The organism is Cupriavidus pinatubonensis, from assembly GCF_019602855.1.
GTDB lineage: Bacteria > Pseudomonadota > Gammaproteobacteria > Burkholderiales > Burkholderiaceae > Cupriavidus > Cupriavidus pinatubonensis.
The window spans coordinates 635,792-656,170 of record NZ_CP080767.1 but is presented as its reverse complement, the minus strand read 5'-3'; the positions used below and the strand labels follow the sequence as shown (position 1 = coordinate 656,170).

Genomic DNA, 20,379 nt, shown 5'->3' with positions numbered 1-20,379 from the left:
GCATTCGCGTGAAGCCCATGAGCCCTCAATCCGAGGCTGCTAAGGCCCCTCCTTGCGGAATGCCCAGCGCCCGGCCAGCACCGTGAACGTGGCAACGAGTGCCACCAGAATCCAGAAGCCGTGCGGGTGTTCGGCCAGCGGAATACCGCCGACGTTCATGCCGAAAAAGCCCGCGACGATATTGATCGGCAACGCCAGCACGGTGACCAGCGTCAGCGTGAACAGGGTGCGGTTGGTCTGCTCGTTGAGCTTGGCTGCGATCTCTTCCTGCAGCAGCTTGATGCGTTCCACCATGGCCGCAAGGTCGTTGAGCACCAGCGAAAATTCTTCTGTCGCTTCGCGCAGTTCCTGCAGGTCGTCGTCACGGATCCACGCCGGAGGGCGGTTCAGCAGCCGGAACATCGCGCCCGGCTCCGGCGCCAGAAGGCGCTGCAGCCGCACCAGGCCGCGCCGCATGGCGCCAAGATCGGCTCGGTTGGCCTGCAGCCGCTGCGCGAGCAACTGGTCTTCGATGCGGTCCACGCCGATGCCGGTCTCTCGCACGATCTGCACCAGCACATCGGCCTGGTCGCGCAGCAGGTGCACCAGCAGGTCCAGCGGCGAGCGAAAGCCTTCGCCGCGACGCACCGCGGCGCGCAGCTTGTCCACCGAGCGCAGCGGCTTCGCGCGCGCCGTGACCAGCAGGCAGCGGTCGGCGCACGCCCACAGCGTCGAGATATCGTTGGACGAGACCCCGAAGTTGTAGATCACGTCATTGACCACCGCGAGCAACGCCGGGTCCTGGCGCTCGATGCGCGTGGAGTGCGAGCCTTGGCGCAATGACTCGAAGAAGTCATCGGGCAATTCGAGGCGGGCCTTCATCCAGCGCTCGCAGGCACTGTGCGACAGGTTGAAATGCAGCCACAGGAAGCCCTCGCCGCCGCCCACGCCACCCTGCTCCGCGGCGCGCGAACGCGCGAGCCATTCGAGCGCATCGGCCGAACCGATCTCACGCGCAGGCTGGCCGGGAGTAAAGAGATAGCCGTTGACCAGCCCCACCGGATCGGAGCCATAGCCGGGTTCGACGATGCCAGGTTGCATGCATGCCCTCGTTGCCGCAGTACTGTCTGCTTGACCGGAGACATTACCACGCCCGCGTGACGGGGCGGCCAGACCGCGCTCGCGCGTTCGCAGCTTTTGTGCGCATCTGCCGCGTGACTTCGCGAGCCTTTAAGTTTCGCTTAAGTCTGCCCCAATAGACTGCCCTCCATACCCAAGCACCGGACCATCCGGACAGGAGAGATCTCATGACCCCGCAGGAACTGCAGGCACTCGAAGCCTTTCTGACACAGCTCACGCAGGCCCGTGCCGGCGCCAAGGACCCGCAGGCGCAACAGCTTATTGCCGAGGCTGTGGCACGCCAGCCCGATGCCGCCTACCTGCTGGTCCAGCGCGCCATGCTGCTCGATCATGCGCTCGCGGCGGCACAGGCGCAGGTCACGTCGCTGCAGGGACAGCTTGCGGCAGCACAGTCCAACGCGGGCTATGGCGCAAGCAATGGCAGCTTCATCAGCGCGCAGAACGCATGGGGCAACAGTGCCACGCCGATGCCGGCCGCACCGGCGCCCGTGCCGCCCCAGGCAGCGCCCGTGCAACCGGCGCGTTCGGGCTTCCTGGGCGGCGGGCTCGGCAGTACGCTGGGCAGCATCGCGACCACGGCTGCCGGCGTCGCGGGCGGGGCATTCCTGTTCCAGGGCATCGAGAACCTGTTCCACCATAACAGCGGCAGCGGCAATGGCTTCTTCGGCCAGTCGGGTTCGAGCCTGGCCCCGTCCGACACGACCATCGTCAACAACTACTACGGCAACGACGATCCCGCCTTGTCACGTGCCGGCAGCACGGCCGACAGCTTTCTCGACGACGGCGGACTGTCCGGCGGGCTCGACGACGTCGGCTTCTCGGATGACGATTCATCGCTAGTGTGACGCGCACGCAGCGTGCGGCGGCCGTGAAGGTTTGCTAAGCCGCCATCAGGTGCTATGTTGGCAGGTACGGATCTGAGGCAGCGCCTTCGCTGACGCGAGGCGCCCTGCCTCTTTCCGCATGCGCGCGGCAGCCCGGCATGCATGGCGACAAAGCCGGCCTTGCCGCATACGACATTGCGCCCGACGCCCATCACCGGAGGGACTCGCATGCGCGCACGTTCCCGCTCTCCGATCGCAGGATTCCGCTGGCTGTGGCAGTTGTCGTCCGCCGGCTGGGGACATTGCGGGCTGGCCTATGCCAGCGCCGGAAGACTGCCGCCGCACTGGTGGCCGGCAAGATCCGGCATGCCGCTGCGCGACCGCTACTCGTCGCGCCGCACTTCGCTGGTGCTGTTCACGCTGGCGTATCGCAAGGGCGGCGCGCCCGGCGGTGCTGCGCCGCCGAGCGAAATCGTGTCGTGGCGCAATCAGGCGTGGGTGACCAACCAGGTTGCGAGCTGATTGCAGTTAGATGGCCATCACGTGACGTACACTGGGCATTCGCCCCCTTGCCGCCACGCGATCATGCTCGACATCCTGCGCAAGACAACCGACGTACTGTTCGATACGAACCGGCGTTTCCTTCAGGCCAGGCTGTTCCACGCGATACGCGTCGCGTTTGCGCTGCTGGTATCGATCGCGCTCACCACGGGTATCGACATCCCGCACGGCGAATGGGCCACGATTACCGTGCTGGTTGTAATCGGCGGGTTGCAGCACCACGGCAATATCCGGCGCCGCGCGGCGGAACGCGGCGTTGGCACGCTGATCGGTGCACTGGTCGGGCTTGCGCTGATCCTGCAGCAGTCGTATTTCGGCGCGCCGCTGCTGACCTATGCACTGATGGCCGCGATCTGCGGCTATTGCGCGTACCACGCAATCGGCAAAGGTGGTTATATCGCGCTGCTCGCGGCGATCACGGTGGTGGTCACGGCCGGCCACGGCAACCAGAACGTCTATGACGCGCTGTGGCGCACGGTCGATGTGTTCATCGGCACGGCCATTGCTCTCGTGTTCTCGTTTGCGCTGCCGGCCTATGCCTCGTATTCCTGGCGCATCCGGCTGGCCGCGCTGCTGCGCGCGAGCGCGGCCGTGCACCGCAAGATGCAGAGCGGCTTTGCCGATGCCACCGAACAGCGCGCCGCGATGCTGGACCTCGGCACGCGGCTGATCCCGCTGCGCGGCCTGATCCCTTCGGTAGCGAAGGAAACGGGCGTGCCGTCGTCAGAGTTCGAAGAGATCCAGCACGCCGCGCGCGTCTGCATCAGCGCGCTCGAACTCATGGCCGCGATCGAGCAGGAGACCGGTCTGCGCGAAGGCGAGGACCCGGGCATCGAGCCCGCCCTGCTGGCGATGGCCGAGGCGCTGGAGACAGGACAGGCGCCCGCGCCTGCTTCATCCGTGAATACTGCCGAGAACGACATCAACACGCAGCCGGGCCCACTCCCGTTCATGGCCCGGCAGCTCGCCGCGGACCTGAGCCGCATGCGCACGCGGCTGGACCGGCTGAGCGCACGGCACGGGTTCCCATACAACGCGCGATAGGCGGTACGTGCGGTGCGGGGGCCTGCTGATACCGCACTCGCCGCAAGTCCCGAGTCCCGAGTCGCACACATCGTTCCTCCACCGACGCGCCCCTCCGGCGCTGTACGGATCCCGCCTACGCCTTTGTCAGACTGGCGCTGATAGCTGCGGCGCGCCGCACAAGCAATAACTCAAGGTGTGCAAGCAAACCGGAGGTACCGGAATGAAGTCCATGGACGTGCATGTCGTTCCCGCACAGGAAGGCTGGGCCGTCGAGGAAGCAAGCCATCCGTCCGGACGCAAGCTGTTTGCGACGCAGGAAGACGCCATTGCGGTTGCCACCGAGATGGCCAGGCAGCGCAAGAGCGAGTTGTTCATCCACGGCCGGGACGGGCAGATCCGCAGCCGCAGTTCGTTCGGCAATGATCCGCGCAATGTCAGGGGCTGAAGGCGTGTGACATGGCGCATCGCGGCCCGTGTCTGGCTCAAACCTTGCAGCAGTTAGCGGATCAGCCAAGCGGAGGAAGCGATGGATCCTATCGAGCAGACCGCCCGCTTTCTGCAGCGTCGGGGTCTGCGTCTTGCCACGGCCGAGTCGTGCACAGCCGGACTCATTGCCTCGCACATTGCCGATGTTCCCGGCTGCGGCAGCACACTGCAGTGTGCGGTCGTCGCCTATTCGCCCGAGGCCAAGAAGCAGATCCTGGGTGTCAGCGCCGCGCTGATTGAACGCCACGGCCTGACCAGTGAAGCCGTGTCGCTGGCCATGGCGCACGGCGTGATGGCGATCAGCCACGCCAATGTCGCCGTGGCCAACACCGGCGTTGCCGACGACGGCGCGCCGGACGGCACGCCACCGGGCACGCAATGCTTCGCCTGGCTGATCCGGCTGCCCGGACGCGCCGCACTTGCGCACACCTTCACCGAGACACGACGCTTCCGCGGCAATCGCACCGATATCCGCCAGGCTGCCTCTGCGTGGGCTCTGCAGCGCATTCCGCACTACTACGCGCTGGCAACTTCTACCAGCCAGTCGCCCGATGCGAAGACCAACCTTACCGATATGCAGGAGCCAATCATGACTTCCAGCAGTGGAACCCCCCGCGGCCAAACAGCGCCGGACGAAAACCCGCAAACCCCAACCCCTGAGACCATTGAAGTGAAAGTCTCCGGCGAAGGCAACGGCCTGGTCGACGACGAGACATCGGGAAACATGGCATTGCCCGACCCCGGCAAGCCGGTCGGCAGCCACAAGACGGCCAATGAGGCCAACGGTGGCGAAGGCGACGAGGACGCGACCAGCCAGTGACGCTGCACGGAGGCACGACGCGGGCGTGAAGATCGACCGGGACCGCGATACCCGCCATGGCATGGCGGATGCATGAAGGATAAATATCGCGGGAGCTTCAATGACCAGGAATGTCGTCACAATCGGCGGTTCACGCGGCGCGTTCACCGTGTTGCGGGACGTAGTGGCTGCATTGCCTGCAGCGCTCGACGCCGCGGTTTTCATCGTGCTGCACGTAGGCAAGCACAAGTCGGAGCTGCCATCGTTGCTCACGCGATGGGGCAAGCTACCGGCCTCGTATCCGCAGCACGGAGACGTCTGGAAACCGGGGCACATCTATGTGGCGCCGCCCGATCACCACATGCTGATTACGGCGGACACCATCCACCTTTCGCATGGGGCCAAGGAGAACTTCAGCCGGCCGGCGATCGATCCGCTGCTCCGGTCCGCCGCCGTTGCGCTCGGATCGCGGGTGATCGGCGTGATTCTCAGCGGCGATCTCGATGACGGTGCCGCCGGACTGGCCTTCGTACGCGCCTTTGGCGGGCGCACGCTGATCCAGAACCCGCGCGACGCAGAGGCAACGTCGATGCCGAAATCTGCCATGGAAGCTGCGGGCGCCGACCTTATGGCGAGCCCGGCAGAACTCGGCCATGCCATTGTCGCGCTGCTTCAGGCAAGCGGCGAAGGCGAATTCGATCCAAAGCGGGAGAAAGACATGCAAGCACTGCGAAGCGAAGCCGCCACCGCGGACAACCCTGCAGGCAGCGCCTTCGAGGAACTGGACAGCATCGCCGCACGCGCGGCCATTACGTGCCCGGAATGTGGCGGAGCGATGTGGCAACTGCGCGATACGCATCCACTGCGCTTCCGCTGCCATACCGGCCACGCGTTCAGCGGCATGACCCTCACGGCGGCCGAGGACAAGGCCACCGAGCACGCGATGTGGACCGCGGTGCGAGCGCAGAAGGAAGCGCTTGCGCTGGCACGCATCCGCGCCGCGCACGCGAAGTCCGATGGAAACCGGGACGCGTATCAGATCGAGCTGTCGCGCATCCAGCAGTGCGAGCGCCTGCTAAAGGTGCTGCAGGGCGCTATCGCCGAGTGACCACGCCGCGGTACCCGCCGGCATGACGGTACGCATCGGCATTTCCGGGTGGCGCTACGAAGGCTGGCGCGGCGTGTTCTACCCGAAGGGGCTGGCGCAGCGCCGCGAGCTGGAATACGCATCGCGCCAGGTGGAAAGCATCGAGATCAACGGTTCGCATTACTCGCTGCAATCGATCAAGAGCTGGCGCGCGTGGCACGATGCGGTACCCGATGATTTCGTGTTTGCCGTCAAGGGCCCGCGCTACCTCACGCATCTGCTGCGCTTTCGAGACGAAAAGGCCGTACCGGCATTGGCGAACTTCTTCGCGTCTGGCGTGCTCGCGCTACGCCACAAGCTTGGACCATTCCTGTGGCAGTTTCCTCCCAACTACCGGTTCGACGCCGAGCGCTTCGATCGCTTCCTGTCCTTGCTGCCCAGTGACACAGGCGCGGCGCGCGCGCTGGCCCGCCAGCACGATGGGCGCGTGAAGTCGCCATGGTTCGCCGCACACGGCGATCGCCCTCTGCGCCACGCCGTGGAAGTTCGCCACGAAAGCTTCTGTACCGACGCCTTCCCGGCGATGTTGCGCCGGCATCGCGCGGCGCTCGTGGTCTCGCACGCCATTGCAGACTGGCCGTATGCCGAAGACGTGACCAGCGATTTCATTTACATCCGCCTGCACGGTGCGCAAGCGCTGTACAGCGGCGCCTATGCCGACAAGGCGCTCGACCGCTGGGCGCAGCGCGTCCGCGCCTGGGCCGCTGGCGGCGAACCGGCCGATGCGCGCCGCCTCGGCAAGGCGGCCGCACCGCGTGTCCGCCGCGATGTGTACTGCTATTTCGATAACGACCAGAAGGTCCATGCCCCGTTTGACGCGCAGCGCCTGCGTGAGCGGCTTGGCGCGGCCTGACGTTGAAGCCCGGGGCTGCAGCGATGTAATGTTGGCGGTACTGCGCGCTACCACGCCAGCCGCGGCGACACGACGACCAGCAAGTACACGAAGCCCACCATGCACAGCAGGACGAGCAGCGAGACATAGAAGCGGCTGCGCCCGCGCGGGTCCGCCTTCCGATAGATGCGGTGAGACTTTTGTATATGCGGCTTCATGGCGATGCCTCGAGCGACCGGCATGACTAGGCTGAATCCGCCACCAGCGTGTCCGCCAGCGCGCGCCCATCCACCAGGCACTGCTCCAGCGCCGCGCTGGCGTTGGCGAAATACTTGCCCACCGGGGATTCGAACTCCGATATCTGCGGACTGTCGCCGCCAATGCGCTGAATTTCCCCACGATAGCGGTACTGGAAGCCGGTACTTCCGCCACCGACCTCCACGGCATGGGCGGTAATCGTCGTGCCGCGATACATGACGGATTTCATGATTCGCGCGCCGGTGCGGGGTCCGACGCGGCGCGCAACTCGTTGCGTATCAGGCAGTCCGGCAGGCAGTCGCCGGCTACCAATTCAACGCGCCGCTTCATCGCCAAGTCGCGCACGGTGCCGCGCAATGTGCAAACACCGTCGTGGAGATCGGCCTGCACGACCCCGGGATCCACGATGTCGGACAGCTGCATCTCGAGCCTTTCGCGCAATCTTGCCTCGCTGGCCGGCAACGCGGTGCGCACGCCATCGCCGTCGTATTGTCCCGGCATGGGCGCTGGCAATACCCTAAGCCCGTCGGAAGTCTCAGGCGACACGGTGCCCGGCGCGACACCGTACATGCCGTAGCGCTCGACGCCCATGGGCTCGTTGGCACCGGACGGCACATACGGCTGAGTGGGCATGTTGTCATGGCTCGTCGGCTGGACGTCGCCGGCCGCAGGCTTTCCGCGGTCGTCGCTCACCGCACTGTGGCCGCCATAGCGATAGTCGGTCAACCTCGTCTTGTATTCAGGCATGGCAGGACTCCGTGGCGTCGACAGTCATTCATCGACTGACTACGAGCAACCATCGTTCCAGGCGGTATTCCCTGGTGCCGCGGCAGCACCATTCACTCTCCTGCGCTGCGGCCCGATCGCAACTTGTACGGCCGTCGCAATCATGGAGCTGAGCCGCGCGTGCTCGTTGAAGTCGAGAAGCGCAGCGGTCGCTGTATGGCGCCAATCCGCCGTCCTGAGTCCGTTGCGTGTGCGCATGGACAGTAATTCTTTCGTCGGCATTGAAGAAAAGGGACACGTAAGTTGCCTCCTGCGCCGCCTGGCGCGTTGCCGCGGGCCACTGTGCCGCGCAAGGCGCGTGCGAGGCGACACCGTCGCTTGTGCACCGGGCCAGCATCGTGCAGAGGCCGTGGTTGTTGTGTTGGGACACGCCTTGCGAGCAAGAACCGACAAAGCTCACGTGCCAATACGCGGAGGCGTGGCACGGCGGGTGCTTCCAGCATGTGCGACAGGGCATATGTCGCATGGAGGACAGCATGGGAAATGCTTGGCAAATGCGCAGCTGCGTGGTCCTGCTGCTTATCGCCGTGGCCGGAACGAGCGGTGCCGCATACGCGGCGCCCAATGACCCACCCAATGAGCCGGCCAATCGCCGCATCCGCCAGCAAGGGACGACACCGCACACTGCGTCCACACCGGATGCACGCGCGGCCAGCGGACCACCGCCGCGCCCGCAAGCCAGGGATACCGGGCCATCGACAACGCGCGCGGCATCAACGCCGGATATGGGCGGCGTGGCCGGCGCTACCGGGGGTTCACGCTGACCAGGCAGCAGCGATGGTGTCTCGGGGACGGGCGCCTCGGTCGGCTCAGGAGGCACAGCGGACATGCGCGGCGAGCCGGCACGCAAGCGCTGACCCCCTCGAACTAGCAGACTTGGCGCGCCGTCACTCAGGCTCAGGCGGTTTCGCCAAGCAATTCCGACTTGCGGCTTTCGAGTTGCTGCGCCACGTCGGCCAAATCGATCTTGGCGCGGATGATTGCCGGAAAGAGTTCGTTCTCTTCTTCCTCGACATGGTGGCCGACATACTCGGACAGCACCGTATAGCGCGCCTCCAGCATCTCCTTCTCGCCTGACTCGATCTCCGCGATCAGGTCCTTGGCGACACCGTGCTCGACCTTGGCTTCATCGAGCATGTCGTCGATCTTGTCGCTCACGCCGCGCAGCGCGGGATAGAAGATCTCTTCCTCGATCTGCGCGTGTACCGTGAGCTGGCGGCAGGTCTCCGCCGCAATCGACTGCTTGTCGGCATCGTCCTTCGCGTCCTCGAACTGCTTGAACAGTTTCTTCACGGCACGATGGTCGTCGGCGAGCAAGGCCAGTGCGGCACGCTGCTCCGTGGGAATTTTAGATTTGTCCATGATGTCTCTGCAGTGGGGATGGAATTAAAGGAATGAACAGGACTCGGGCGCCGGGGCGCCCGCCCGGCATGAGCAAGACGCGTTCCATGCGGATCATGGACTAGATCGGTAGCGACGCGGTCTTCAATCGGCTCCCGTGCTTGTCACGCTTCTTGCGTCTCGGAGGCTTTCCCGAGCCGCGCAGGAGACAGCAAATGAAAGCAGTGGTATTCCTCGGCGACCGTGGTGATGCCATCCACGATCGCGTGCGGATATTGCCTGATGCGCCGAAGCGGCCCAGTTCGCCGATGCAGCACCGCTACTTCTTCACCTGAGCCGCCATCTGTTTCGCCATGTCGAGATGATGGCTCAGCGTGGGAAGTGTTTGCCGCGCGAAGGCCTTGACGTCCGCGTCCTTCGCGTCGTCGACGGCCTTCCGGAAGAGCGCCACGGCGTCCTGGTGTGCATCGATGCCGATCTGCTGCGCGTAGGCGTTGTCGAACGCCGGGCCGCTCAGTTGCTCCAGTTGCGCGAGCTCCTGCTTCTTGACGTCGGGCGGTGAAGACGGAAGCTGAATCCCGAGCCGCTGCGCGATCGGCTTCATCTTTTCGTTCGCTGCGCCGTGGTCGCGGATCATCATCGCGGCGAACGCCTTCACGGGCTCGCTGCTGGCCTTCGTTTGCGCGAGCCGGCTTGCCGCGATTTCCATGGTGCCGGCGTCCGCGGCCTTGCGCAGGAATATCACGTCGCTGTCGCCGGCCAGCGCGGTACCGGGCTGCTCGCTCATGGACGCGGCATACGCCATGTGAGAAACGCCGAGCAACAGGGCCGTGACGGCTCCGATCGCGAGATTGACGGGTCGCATGTGGCACCTCGACTGATTCGTTGCTGAACTGCCGAGGCAATGCAATGTGCGTGCCGAAGGCCCGAACGGTATTGGCTGGGATTCCGGGCAGCGCATGCTACAGTCGGCTTCCTTCAGGACAAGAGGCCGGCATGCAACTGTGCGAGAACTGTCTTTCCGTGACGCGCGATACATCTGGCGCCCCGGGACATCCTGGGCTTCGCATCGTCGACACCCGGCGCAGCAGGATTCCAGGATCGGTCACGGTCACGATCAGCACGTTCCGCTGCCAGGAGTGCGGCGCGATATGGCGCTATCGCGAAGCGAAGGACAACGGCCCGAAAGGCTGGGCACTCGTGCCGGACGAAGGGACTGGCAGCGAGTGATGCGCCGGGCGCATTGACATGGCTGCGGACCTGTTGCGGGCGAGAAAATCACGATAGTGGTACTATCGGAGCTCGTCGACATAGTTCGACGACAGATGCGCCGTCGGCAACATCATCATTAGAAGAGCACCGACGGCCCGCCGGGCGTACACCCGGCCCTTTTGCGGCAATCATCGCCTGCAACCACGACCCCGACCTGCGGCACGTCCGCTCCGCAACCATCGCGCATGTACTCGCACGCTGGCTTGCGCAAGCACGGTTACTCACACGTCAGTTTTGCAGCCTGCGTCGAAACGCAGGACATGGCACTGACTTTAGCAATGGCACCGATAGCCGGCACGCGCCCCCATAGGCGCGGCAAACGTTGTCTTACGGCTCTTGTGCCTTTCAGACAGGAAGCAATTTGAATCATTTGAATCCAAACACCAATCCGTTCACCGTCTCGGTGTACCCCATCCAGCAAGAGCCCGGCGTATGGTTCGCGAACTATATGATCTCGGAATACCGGGACGGCGCTGAACGCGTCGTGGCCAACGTCTCGTTGCGGCATGCCACGCACGGCACCGAAAACAAGGCGAGGCAAGCCGCCCGGCGTGCCGGCGAACACGCGATCGCACGCATGCGCGCGCCAGCATCGCGGCATCAGCACAACGCTATCCGCTCGTCATTGCCGCGTCGTACTGCCTGAGGCAAGCATGGTTTCGCGCGGGGCAGTGTTTTCACCGCGGATTCTGCCAGCGTGGCAGTTCAGGTGAAAAGTTCTCTCCAGTGGAAGAAATGCGCGTACAGTGACTATTCAACCCGGAGGAGGTGCAGCGATGGACAACTATCCCGCAGCCAGCAGCAAAGGCTTCGACATCTATCCCCTGGTCTACAAATTCGACGCGCCGCGCGCATGGCACGAACCCCGGCCGGACCGGACCTATAGCGCTTCGGTTGTGATCTGCCGGGAAGGCGAGCAACCGGGCGCGGACAATGGCCGCGTGTTCCACGTCCCCGAAGCGCAATGGTCGGACCTTGGTGCCGCCAAGCGCGCGGCAATCGAGCACGGCGCGCACATCATCGACGGCCTGGTGCCAGGCGAGCCGCTCGCTGGCCTTTGATTGCCAAGTGGCGCTGCGTCAGACTACCGCGCGAACTGCTGCCGGATATCGCGCACCCACCTCAGCGTGGTCTGCGAGCGGCGCATCGCGACAAGGACAAACAGGGCAAGCTCCACGTCGCCACCGGCAAGTCGAGCCTCACGCACAATTTCGAGTTGCTGCCGTATTCGCCTGCGCGTTTGACGGATGCTTGATGTCTCCGGCCTCTTTTCGCCACGCTCGTGAGTCGCATTCATACGGTCTCCGCAAAGCGTCGGCATCGGTTCCAGGCGAAGTCGTGTGCCGGCTACAGGCTGGCAGACCCTGAGAACAACGAAGGCGCAACTGAAGTGTAGTCGCTTGCGGCTCTGCCCCGTCCGATTCACATCCACGATTGATGGGCGGCAATACGGGCGGTCCGATCGAAAGCGAAAAAAAGCCCCGAACATTTCGGGGCCTTGTATGCGCTGAAACGAATCAGCCTGCGAAGTTCTGAGCGGCGAAGTCCCAGTTCACGACGTTCCAGAATGCCTCGACGTACTTCGGACGGGCATTGCGGTAGTCGATGTAGTAGGCGTGTTCCCACACGTCGCAGGTCAGCAGCGGCTTGGCGTCGGTGGTCAGCGGCGTGGCGGCGTTGGACGTGGACAACAGGTCCAGCGAGCCATCGGCCTTCTTGACCAGCCATGCCCAACCCGAACCGAAGGTGCCAACCGCGGTCTTCGTGAACTCTTCCTTGAACTTGTCGAACGAACCCCACTTGGCGTTGATGGCATCAGCCAGCGCGCCGGTCGGCTGGCCGCCGCCGTTGGGCTTCATCGATTCCCAGTAGAACGTGTGGTTCCACACTTGGGCGGCGTTGTTGAAGATGCCGCCCGACGACTTTTTGGTGATCTCTTCGAGGGTCGCGTTTTCGAACTCGGTGCCCTTGATGAGGTTGTTCAGGTTGGTGACGTACGTCTGGTGATGCTTGTCGTGGTGGAACTCCAGCGTCTCCTTGGAGATGTGCGGAGCCAGGGCATCATGCGCGTACGGCAGCGGGGGGAGCTTGTGTTCCATTGTTCTGTCTCTGTGGGTTGGGGTTGTGGTCGAGGAATTGCCGATTGTAGGAGACTTGCAAGACCCACGCAAACCGCGGCGCAAAGCCCCCTGGGGTCATGTTAGTTTGTCCGCGCGATGCCGGCCGACCCTTAGATTCCGCCAAGTTTGGCCTGTACGCCGGCAATCGCGATGTCCGCCACGCCGTCGGCCAGATGGGCCTCCACCACGCTCCCTGCACGCAGTTCCGCGGGCGAACGCAGTGCGCGGCCGCGCTGGTCGAGCAGCACGGCATAGCCGCGCTCCAGCGTACGCTGCGGCGCCAGCAACTCCAGCGCACCGGCTACGCGCGCCAGGCGCTGCGTCTGGCGCTCATGCGTACGGGTTGCCGCGGCCTGCATGCGCTGTGACAGCCGCGCGACATCGGCGCTGGCCGCCGCCATATCGGGCCGGCAGGCGGTCCAGCGTATGGCCAGCAATTGCTGTCGGTGACGCTGGGCAACCACGGTTTCACGCAAGGCCGAACGCAAGTGTCGCGCGAGATTGTCGACGCGCGCACGCCGCTCCTGCAGTTGCGCCAGCGGGCTGCGCACCCGACGCGCGAGCCAGTCCAGATGCTGCGCACGCCGGTCCAGTTCACGACGCATCGACTGTACCAGCGCATCGCCGGCCCGCCGCGTCAGGCCTAGCAAGTGCCCGCGGTCGGGACTGACCAGTTCGGCCGCGCCCGTGGGTGTCGGCGCGCGCACGTCGGCAACGAAATCTGCAATGGTGAAGTCCGTTTCGTGGCCGACGCCAGACACCACAGGCACCGCGCTACGCGCAATGGCGTGCGCTACCGCTTCTTCGTTGAAGGACCACAGGTCTTCAATGCTGCCGCCACCGCGGCACAGGATGATCACGTCGCACTCGCGCCGCGCGCTGGCTTGGTCCAGCATGTCGGCAATCTTCTGCGCGGCGCCCGCGCCTTGCACCGGCACGGGGTACACCGTCACCGGCACGTGCGGCGCGCGCCGCCGCAGCGTAGTCAGCACGTCGCGTAGCGCCGCCGCCTGCAGCGATGTGACAATGCCGATCGAGCGCGGGTGAGATGGCACTGGGCGCTTGCGCTCGGGCGCGAACAGTCCGGCCTGCGCCAGTTTTTCCTTCAAACGCAGGAACGCCTCGTAAAGATTGCCAAGTCCGGCACGGCGCATGGCTTCGACGCCGAGCTGGAGATCGCCACGCGCCTCGTACAGCGTGACGACGGCACGGACTTCCACCGCTTCCCCTTCGCGCGGCGTGAAGTCGACATGCTGGTTACGCCCGCGGAACATCACACAGCGAATCTGCGCGCGCGCGTCTTTCAGCGAGAAATACCAATGACCACTGGCCGCGCGGGTGAAGTTCGAGATTTCTCCGCGCACCCACGTCAAAGGAAAGCCCCGCTCCAGCATGGTTGCGATCGCATGGTTCAGCTCCCCCACGGGAATCGCTTCGCGCGGATTGCGAGCTGGCATGGAGGGCGTTTCACGCGAAAAGTTCTGCGGCTCTGGCATGGGTCGTAGCCGCGGTGCGGCGGGGATAGGACATGTCCACAGCATAACGGGTATGTCAAGAGGGGTGTCGTGATGGCGGCGACCTCTGCCAAAATCCGCATAAGTACGTACAACCCGTTGATTCTTTTGATTTTTCGGCGCGAAACAAAAATTAGGCAATGTAACCAATTTCCTTACGCGTCAATCACTTACAGGCTTCACCCGCGGGCTTGTTCACAAAGTTATCCACAGGAACTCTGGATAAAAGAGGATGATTCGGCACACTCATTTGGCGGGTGTTGCTTTAGGCGCCTGAACACGCGCGTCCCGGTACGCGACATCGCCGAGAAGAATCCCGGGGGCCACACCCTCGATTCATGCCCCCATGCCGCCTGAATGCCTATTTTGTGAGCACGGCACACGTACTTCAAACGAATCAAGTACTTAGGCAGGATCTCCATAGGTTGTCCACAACCCGTCCACAATGCTCTCCTTGTGGCATGTGGAAAAAGAAAGACATTGCCAGGTGGCTCGACGCAGGATCGGTGCTACTGGGATCAGCACCCTTTGCTTATTTTTTACGCAACACCTTCTTGGCCTAATGAAATCAAGAACTTAACTCGCTTCTCAGGCAGCTTTCCACAAGCCGTCCACACTCCTGTCCCGCACTGCTGTGGAAAGCAGCGGGGTAAACCCCGTTTCAAAGATCGCAACCACGCGGCCGGACCGGTATAACCGCCTCCAACAGGGGGCTGCACAAAAAACAGGCAACACTGCCATCTTCGTTTCAGATCAATGGCTTAGCGCGTTTGTCCGGCCGGTTTCCACAATCCATCCACAATCCTGTCCCGCACCGCTGTGGAAAGCGCACGCGGCCGCACCGATGCGCCGCCGAGACACCGTTTGCCAGTGTCTTGCCGCGCGCCATGGCGCGGGTTAGAGTGCTGCCTGATTTTTCGAGCAGTGCCGCTGCGCGCAGTGCCTCGGTATGCGCGTATCCAAGGGCTGCCATATAAAGCCGGTCCGTTTTCTGTCGTCTCTGGTTGTCGATTCGGGGGTCCAATTGTTTTCGATCATTCAAGCGGCCGGCTGGCCGATCTGGCCGCTGCTGCTCGCTTCGGTTCTCGCGCTGGCACTGATCGTCGAGCGCTTCCTCACCCTCAAGCGCAGCAAGGTGCTTCCCGCGCGCCTCTACGAAGAGGCGCTGTCGGCGGCGCAGCAGCGCCGCGCCACGCCCGAGGTGGTCAATACGCTGGAACAGAACTCCCCGCTGGGCCGCGTGCTCGCGGCCGGGCTCCGTCACGTAGTGCTGCAGCCCCATACGTCGCGCGATGCCGCCAAGGAAGTCGTGGAGGAAGCGGGCCGTGCGGTTGCCCATGAGCTCGAGCGCTACCTGAACGCGCTGGGCACCATTGCGTCGGTGGCGCCGCTGATGGGCCTGCTCGGCACGGTGATCGGCATGATCGAGATCTTCGGCAGCCAGGGCGGCACCGGCGCGAATCCCGAGCAGCTTGCGCACGGGATCTCGGTGGCCTTGTACAACACCGCGTTCGGCCTGATCGTCGCAATTCCGGCGCTGATCTTCTGGCGCTATTTCCGCCGCCGCGTCGACGACTACGTGGCCGAGCTGGAATTCCGCGCGACGGCGTTCCTCGACGCCATCCTGCCGCAACGGCGCGCCTGAGCGCCGGCATCCACGCAGGAAGCGCCATGCAATTCCGTTCCCGACAGCGGCGTGAAGAGCCGGAAATCAACCTGATTCCGCTCATCGATGTGCTGCTCGTGATCCTGATCTTCCTCATGATCACGACCACGTACTCGCGCTACACCGAGCTGCAAATCCAGCTGCCGACCGCCGACGCCGAGCGCGCGCAGCAGCGCCCGCAGGAGATCGTGGTGTCGGTGTCTTCGCGCGGCGTCTATTCCGTCAACAAGCATGTGATGGAGCAGAAGGACGTGACCAGCCTGGCGGACCAGCTTCGCGCCGCGGCCGGTCCGGCCACGAGCGGCCAGCCGCCGGTGGTGATCGTCAACGCCGATGCCCAGGCCACGCACCAGGCCGTGGTCAACGTGATGGAAGCGGCGCGGCTGGCCGGCCTGTCGCGCCTGACCTTCGCCACGCAGAGCGCGCAGCCGCGCTGATCGTGCCAGACCCAACCCGGTGCCGGCAGGGCGCCGGGGTTGCCCCGTGCGCAGGGCAATGCCCATAATGTGCGCGTCCGGCCGGCCGCCAGGCCAGCCAACCACCCTTCCCCCTGCCCTTCCATGTCCGCTCCGCGCCATGACCTCGCCGATTTCGTGACCGCCCAGTGGCAACGCCGGGGTTGGTTCGCCTGGCTGATGCTGCCGTTCTCGCTGCTGTTCGGGCTGATCGCGCGCGTGCGCCGCTACGGTTACCTGCATGGCTGGTTCAAGTCGACGCGGCTGCCGATGCCGGTGATCGTCGTGGGTAATGTGACCGTTGGCGGTACCGGCAAGACGCCGGCAGTGATCGCGCTGGCGCAGGCACTGACCGAGGCCGGCCTGCGTCCGGGGGTGGTGTCGCGCGGTTACGGCGTTACGCTCAAGCATCCGCGCCGAGTCAAGCCGACGTCAAAGGCGTCGGATGTCGGCGACGAACCGCTGCTGATTGCGCGCGCCGCCGACGTGCCGGTCTGGGTATTCCCCGACCGCGCGCTGTGCGCGCAGACCATGCTGGTGTCGCACCCGGGCGTCAACGTGCTGCTGCTGGACGACGGCCTGCAGCACTACCGCCTGCAGCGCGACTTCGAGATCGTCATGTTCGATTCGCGCATGGGCGGCAACGGCCTGATGCTGCCCGCCGGTCCGCTGCGCGAGCCGCTTTCACGCCCGCGCGACGCCACGCTGATCAATGACCCGAACTTCCGCGCCACGCCCGAGCGGCCCGATGTCTATGGCATGCGGCTGGATCTTGATGAGGCCTGGCAGCTCAACGATCCGACCATGGCACGCCCGGTCAGCGCGTTTGCCGGGCGCCGCGTGCTGGCCGCAGCCGGTATCGGCAACCCCGAACGGTTCTTCGCGAGCCTGCGCGGTGCGGGCCTGAGTCCGAAGACGCTGCCGCTGCCCGATCACTACGATTTCGCCGAGGACCCGTTCGCCGGCAACCCTGACGCGCTCGACGCCGACGTCATCCTGATCACCGAGAAGGATGCCGTAAAATGCGAGCGATTCGACGACCCGCGCATCTGGGTCGTCCCCACCACGCCCGTGATCGATGCGGGCCTGATCGACAAGATCCGACGCGCCGTGCTGGCGCGCGTACCGGCCGCAAAGAGCACGCCCGCATCGGGCGGCGCCACGGGCCTCAACAAGGAACACCAAGATGGACAACCGGCTGCTTGAAATCCTGGTCTGCCCGCTTTGCAAGGGCAAGCTGGAATACGACCGCGCCGCGCAGGAACTGATCTGCCACGCGGACAAGCTCGCCTACCCGATCCGCGACGGCATTCCCGTCATGCTGGCCGACGAGGCCCGGCAATCGGTGCCAGGGCGCGTGATCGACCCGGCCGCGCCGCGGACGGAGTGAGGCGCGCATCATGAGCATCCCGGCCTTCACTGTCGTCATTCCGGCGCGGCTGGCTTCCACGCGGCTGCCGAACAAGCCGCTGGCCGATATCGGTGGTCACCCGATGATCGTGCGCGTGGCCGAGCGTGCGCACGCGTCGTCAGCGCAGCGCACCGTGGTGGCCACCGATGCGCCGGCTGTCGCCGAAGCGTGCGCCGCGCATGGCATCGACGCGGTCCTGACGCGTGCTGACCACCCGTCGGGCACGGACCGGCTGGCCGAAGTCGCAGCACAGCTTGCGCTGCCTGACGATGCCATCGTCGTCAACGTACAGGGCGACGAGCCGCTGATCGACCCGCAGCTGATCGACGACGTGGCAATGCACCTTGCTCACCACGCCGATTGTGCGATCGCCACTGCCGCGCATGCGCTGCACGACGTGGCTGATGTCTTCAACCCGAACGTCGTCAAGGTCGTTTGCGATGCCGGCGGACGTGCGCTGTACTTCTCGCGCGCACCGATTCCGTGGTCGCGCGACGACTGGGCCGGCGTGCCGGCGGTGCCCGCCTCGGCCGCGCAGGTGCCGCTGCCGGCCATGCCGGTGTTGCGCCATATTGGCCTGTACGCCTACCGTGCCGGCTTCCTGCGCCGCTTCCCTACCTTGGCGGCGGCGCCGCTAGAGCAGACCGAAGCCCTGGAGCAACTGCGCGCCATGTGGCATGGCGAGCGCATTGCGGTGCTGGAAGCCGCGGCCGCACCGGCCCCCGGTGTCGACACCGCCGCGGATCTCGAACGCGTGCGCGCGCTGTGGGCGCAAGGTATGGCTCAGGAAGGTCCCTGACCACTTTGCCACGCGGCGGAGTGCTTCGCGCCGCCTTTGCGTTGGGGTTCATACTGATGCAACCATGGAATCAGCCGAATTCGGGCCGGATTCGTTGCGCGTCATGGCATAATGTTTGCCGATACAGAGCCGTCGGGATGGCGCACCAGAATGCGCCGGCCGGCCAAAGCTCGGTGGGGAGATACAGATAGAGCCCGTCCGGTGTCCCGCGCCGCGTTCCCCGCAGCGCCGCGCCGGCCGACAGCGTGACCTGATTCATGCGCGCGCAGTAAGTCCTGCGTCAAGTTACGGCGTTACCCTCCTTCTTGTCTCCCGCTACACAAGATTCAAAACTCTGAGGACCCGTAAATGCGTTTGATCCTGTTGGGCGCACCCGGCGCTGGCAAAGGCACGCAAGCCAAGTTCATCTGCGAGAAGTTCGGCATTCCGCAAATCTCCACGGGCGACATGCTGCGCGCCGCGGTGAAGGCCGGTACACCGCTTGGCGTGGAAGCCAAGAAGGTCATGGATGCGGGCGGACTTGTGTCGGATGACATCATTATCGGCTTGGTCAAGGACCGTCTTAAGGACGCCGATTGCAAGAACGGCTACCTGTTCGATGGCTTCCCGCGCACCATTCCGCAGGCCGAGGCCATGAAGGAAGCCGGCGTGGCGATCGACTACGTGCTGGAAATCGACGTGCCGTTCGACGCCATCATCGAGCGCATGAGCGGCCGCCGCGTGCACGTGGCCTCGGGCCGGACCTACCACGTCAAGTACAACCCGCCCAAAACGGAAGGCGTCGACGATGAAACCGGCGAAGCGCTGATCCAGCGCGACGACGACAAGGAAGACACCGTCCGCAAGCGCCTGGACGTGTATTCGCAGCAAACCCGCCCGCTGGTGGACTATTACTCGGACTGGGCCGCCAAGGGCGATGCCACGGCCAAGGTGTCCCCGCCGAAGTACCGCAAGATCGCCGGCGTGGGCGATGTGGACAGCATCACTGCCCGCGTGTTCGAAGCGCTCAAGTAAGCCTCGATCCTGGCAGCCCAACAAAAAGCGACCTTCGGGTCGCTTTTTGCGTTCTGGGATCCTTATCGCTTTCCCCCTTGCCAGTCAGGCTACCGTCCGTACAATAGCGCCAGAGTTGACGTTTACGTAAACGGCAGTCGCCACCGCGACTGATCACCGAGGAGACAGCAAATGGACATTCAGGACAATGTATTCATCGTCACGGGCGGCGCGTCTGGCCTGGGAGAAGGCACCGCGCGCATGCTGGCCGAGGCTGGCGGCAAGGTCGTCATCGCCGACCTGAACGAGGCTGCGGGCACCGCGCTCGCGCAGGAGTTGGGCGGGACCTTCGTCAAGTGCGATGTCTCGTCGGAAGCCGACGGCCAGGCGGCGGTCGCCGCCGCACAGGCGCTCGGCCGCGTGTCCGGGCTGGTCAATTGCGCCGGCATCGCCACGGCCAACAAGACCGTGGGCAAGAACGGCCCGCATCCGCTCGACGCGTTCGACAAGACCATCCGCGTCAATTTGATCGGCACCTTCAACATGATTCGCCTGGCCGCTGCGGCGATGGTGCAGAACACGCCCGACGCCGAAGGCGAGCGCGGCGTGATCATCAACACCGCGTCGGTGGCCGCGTTCGACGGCCAGATCGGACAGGCCGCCTATGCCGCGTCCAAGGGCGGCGTGGTCGGCATGACGCTGGCCATTGCGCGCGACCTGTCTCGTGACGGCGTGCGCTGCGTGACGATCGCCCCCGGCCTGTTCGAAACGCCGATGCTGCTCGGCATGCCGCAGGAAGTGCAGGACGCTCTCGGCAGGATGGTGCCGTTCCCCCCGCGTCTGGGCCGCCCGGCGGAATACGCCAAGCTGGCCAAGGCCATCATCGGCAATACCATGCTCAACGGCGAAGTGATCCGCCTCGACGGCGCGATCCGGATGCAGCCCAAGTAAGGGACCGCTTTGCCTGCTG

Annotated in this window: 26 protein-coding genes; 17 read left to right on the top strand and 9 right to left on the bottom strand. The window is 64.8% G+C overall.

Translation table 11 applies throughout. From position 1 onward, the window contains the following. Nucleotides 1–39: 39 nt before the first annotated feature. Entirely contained in the window at nt 40–1,080 is a 1,041-nt protein-coding gene (locus K2O51_RS15560) for a transporter (protein ID WP_011296801.1), read from the bottom strand. 206 nt (nt 1,081–1,286) lie between these two features. Here K2O51_RS15560 and K2O51_RS15555 point away from each other — a divergent pair, with 206 nt between their 5' ends. The 7 genes from K2O51_RS15555 (at nt 1,287) to K2O51_RS15525 (ending at nt 6,815) form a co-directional block, all read left to right on the top strand. Further along, complete coding sequence (locus K2O51_RS15555) at nt 1,287–1,964, top strand: DUF2076 domain-containing protein (RefSeq protein WP_140950570.1); 678 nt, start codon at nt 1,287–1,289, stop codon at nt 1,962–1,964. A 207-nt stretch (nt 1,965–2,171) separates the two neighbouring features. Further along, the gene (locus K2O51_RS15550; RefSeq protein WP_011296799.1) at nt 2,172–2,465 is read left to right on the top strand and encodes a hypothetical protein; all 294 of its coding nucleotides are present in this window, start codon (nt 2,172–2,174) and stop codon (nt 2,463–2,465) included. Nucleotides 2,466–2,528: 63 nt separating this feature from the next. Then, complete coding sequence (locus tag K2O51_RS15545) at nt 2,529–3,548, top strand: FUSC family protein (RefSeq protein WP_220631314.1); 1,020 nt, start codon at nt 2,529–2,531, stop codon at nt 3,546–3,548. Nucleotides 3,549–3,750: 202 nt separating this feature from the next. Then, entirely contained in the window at nt 3,751–3,975 is a 225-nt protein-coding gene (locus K2O51_RS15540; protein ID WP_011296797.1) for a DUF2188 domain-containing protein, read from the top strand. Nucleotides 3,976–4,056: 81 nt separating this feature from the next. After that, a complete protein-coding gene (locus K2O51_RS35655; RefSeq protein WP_011296796.1) occupies nt 4,057–4,836 on the top strand; it encodes a CinA family protein in 780 nt (259 codons plus the stop codon). Between the two features lie 100 nt (nt 4,837–4,936). Continuing rightward, entirely contained in the window at nt 4,937–5,923 is a 987-nt protein-coding gene (locus tag K2O51_RS15530) for a chemotaxis protein CheB (RefSeq protein ID WP_140950569.1), read from the top strand. Nucleotides 5,924–5,945: 22 nt separating this feature from the next. Beyond that, nucleotides 5,946–6,815 (top strand): DUF72 domain-containing protein, encoded by an 870-nt coding sequence (locus tag K2O51_RS15525; RefSeq protein WP_011296794.1) that lies wholly within the window; start codon nt 5,946–5,948, stop codon nt 6,813–6,815. 47 nt (nt 6,816–6,862) lie between these two features. Here the strand turns inward: K2O51_RS15525 and K2O51_RS15520 are convergent, their stop codons facing one another. From K2O51_RS15520 to K2O51_RS15500, 5 genes are all read right to left on the bottom strand, one after another. Further along, on the bottom strand, nt 6,863–7,012 hold the full coding sequence (locus K2O51_RS15520) for a hypothetical protein (RefSeq protein ID WP_220631313.1): 150 nt from the start codon (nt 7,010–7,012) through the stop codon (nt 6,863–6,865). Nucleotides 7,013–7,038: 26 nt separating this feature from the next. Next, nucleotides 7,039–7,281: a hypothetical protein gene (locus K2O51_RS15515; protein WP_011296793.1), complete on the bottom strand. Its 243-nt coding sequence runs from the start codon at nt 7,279–7,281 to the stop codon at nt 7,039–7,041. After that, on the bottom strand, nt 7,278–7,799 hold the full coding sequence (locus K2O51_RS15510) for a BON domain-containing protein (protein WP_011296792.1): 522 nt from the start codon (nt 7,797–7,799) through the stop codon (nt 7,278–7,280). Before K2O51_RS15510 ends, K2O51_RS15515 begins: the two co-directional genes overlap by 4 nt. Nucleotides 7,800–8,735: 936 nt before the next feature. Further along, on the bottom strand, nt 8,736–9,200 hold the full coding sequence (locus K2O51_RS15505; RefSeq protein WP_011296791.1) for a hemerythrin domain-containing protein: 465 nt from the start codon (nt 9,198–9,200) through the stop codon (nt 8,736–8,738). A 298-nt stretch (nt 9,201–9,498) separates the two neighbouring features. Then, a complete protein-coding gene (locus tag K2O51_RS15500) occupies nt 9,499–10,044 on the bottom strand; it encodes a DUF4142 domain-containing protein (RefSeq protein WP_220631312.1) in 546 nt (181 codons plus the stop codon). A 131-nt stretch (nt 10,045–10,175) separates the two neighbouring features. Between K2O51_RS15500 and K2O51_RS15495 the strand changes: the two genes are divergently transcribed. The 3 genes from K2O51_RS15495 to K2O51_RS15485 all read left to right on the top strand — a co-directional run bounded on the left by K2O51_RS15495 (nt 10,176) and on the right by K2O51_RS15485 (nt 11,512). After that, nucleotides 10,176–10,409 carry a hypothetical protein gene (locus K2O51_RS15495; protein ID WP_041679485.1) on the top strand — a complete coding sequence of 78 codons (234 nt, stop codon included), beginning with the start codon at nt 10,176–10,178 and terminating at the stop codon, nt 10,407–10,409. Nucleotides 10,410–10,821: 412 nt separating this feature from the next. Beyond that, nucleotides 10,822–11,097, top strand: coding sequence for a hypothetical protein (locus tag K2O51_RS15490; protein WP_245001956.1), 276 nt, complete (start codon nt 10,822–10,824; stop codon nt 11,095–11,097). A 130-nt stretch (nt 11,098–11,227) separates the two neighbouring features. Further along, nucleotides 11,228–11,512, top strand: coding sequence for a hypothetical protein (locus K2O51_RS15485; RefSeq protein ID WP_011296787.1), 285 nt, complete (start codon nt 11,228–11,230; stop codon nt 11,510–11,512). Nucleotides 11,513–11,968: 456 nt separating this feature from the next. Here K2O51_RS15485 and sodB read toward each other — a convergent pair whose 3' ends face one another. Both sodB and xseA read right to left on the bottom strand, forming a co-directional pair. Then, nucleotides 11,969–12,550 carry a superoxide dismutase [Fe] gene (gene sodB, locus K2O51_RS15480; protein ID WP_011296785.1) on the bottom strand — a complete coding sequence of 194 codons (582 nt, stop codon included), beginning with the start codon at nt 12,548–12,550 and terminating at the stop codon, nt 11,969–11,971. Nucleotides 12,551–12,681: 131 nt separating this feature from the next. Next, a complete protein-coding gene (gene xseA, locus K2O51_RS15475) occupies nt 12,682–14,067 on the bottom strand; it encodes an exodeoxyribonuclease VII large subunit (protein ID WP_041679483.1) in 1,386 nt (461 codons plus the stop codon). A 1,042-nt stretch (nt 14,068–15,109) separates the two neighbouring features. Here xseA and K2O51_RS15470 point away from each other — a divergent pair. From K2O51_RS15470 to kdsB, 5 genes are all read left to right on the top strand, one after another. After that, a complete protein-coding gene (locus K2O51_RS15470; RefSeq protein WP_041679824.1) occupies nt 15,110–15,730 on the top strand; it encodes a MotA/TolQ/ExbB proton channel family protein in 621 nt (206 codons plus the stop codon). A 26-nt stretch (nt 15,731–15,756) separates the two neighbouring features. After that, nucleotides 15,757–16,188 (top strand): ExbD/TolR family protein, encoded by a 432-nt coding sequence (locus tag K2O51_RS15465; protein ID WP_011296782.1) that lies wholly within the window; start codon nt 15,757–15,759, stop codon nt 16,186–16,188. Between the two features lie 123 nt (nt 16,189–16,311). Continuing rightward, nucleotides 16,312–17,412 carry a tetraacyldisaccharide 4'-kinase gene (gene lpxK, locus K2O51_RS15460; RefSeq protein WP_011296781.1) on the top strand — a complete coding sequence of 367 codons (1,101 nt, stop codon included), beginning with the start codon at nt 16,312–16,314 and terminating at the stop codon, nt 17,410–17,412. Continuing rightward, nucleotides 17,393–17,596 (top strand): Trm112 family protein, encoded by a 204-nt coding sequence (locus K2O51_RS15455; RefSeq protein WP_011296780.1) that lies wholly within the window; start codon nt 17,393–17,395, stop codon nt 17,594–17,596. The genes lpxK and K2O51_RS15455 overlap by 20 nt, the downstream gene beginning before the upstream one ends. A 10-nt stretch (nt 17,597–17,606) precedes the next feature. Continuing rightward, nucleotides 17,607–18,416: a 3-deoxy-manno-octulosonate cytidylyltransferase gene (kdsB, locus tag K2O51_RS15450; protein WP_140950566.1), complete on the top strand. Its 810-nt coding sequence runs from the start codon at nt 17,607–17,609 to the stop codon at nt 18,414–18,416. Between the two features lie 70 nt (nt 18,417–18,486). Here kdsB and K2O51_RS15445 read toward each other — a convergent pair whose 3' ends face one another. Next, nucleotides 18,487–18,675 carry a hypothetical protein gene (locus K2O51_RS15445; RefSeq protein ID WP_140950565.1) on the bottom strand — a complete coding sequence of 63 codons (189 nt, stop codon included), beginning with the start codon at nt 18,673–18,675 and terminating at the stop codon, nt 18,487–18,489. Nucleotides 18,676–18,764: 89 nt separating this feature from the next. On the opposite strand from K2O51_RS15445, the gene adk reads away from it, so the two are divergent. Then, on the top strand, nt 18,765–19,430 hold the full coding sequence (gene adk / locus K2O51_RS15440; protein ID WP_011296778.1) for an adenylate kinase: 666 nt from the start codon (nt 18,765–18,767) through the stop codon (nt 19,428–19,430). Nucleotides 19,431–19,601: 171 nt separating this feature from the next. Then, nucleotides 19,602–20,360: a 3-hydroxyacyl-CoA dehydrogenase gene (locus K2O51_RS15435; RefSeq protein ID WP_011296777.1), complete on the top strand. Its 759-nt coding sequence runs from the start codon at nt 19,602–19,604 to the stop codon at nt 20,358–20,360. Nucleotides 20,361–20,379 lie beyond the last annotated feature (19 nt).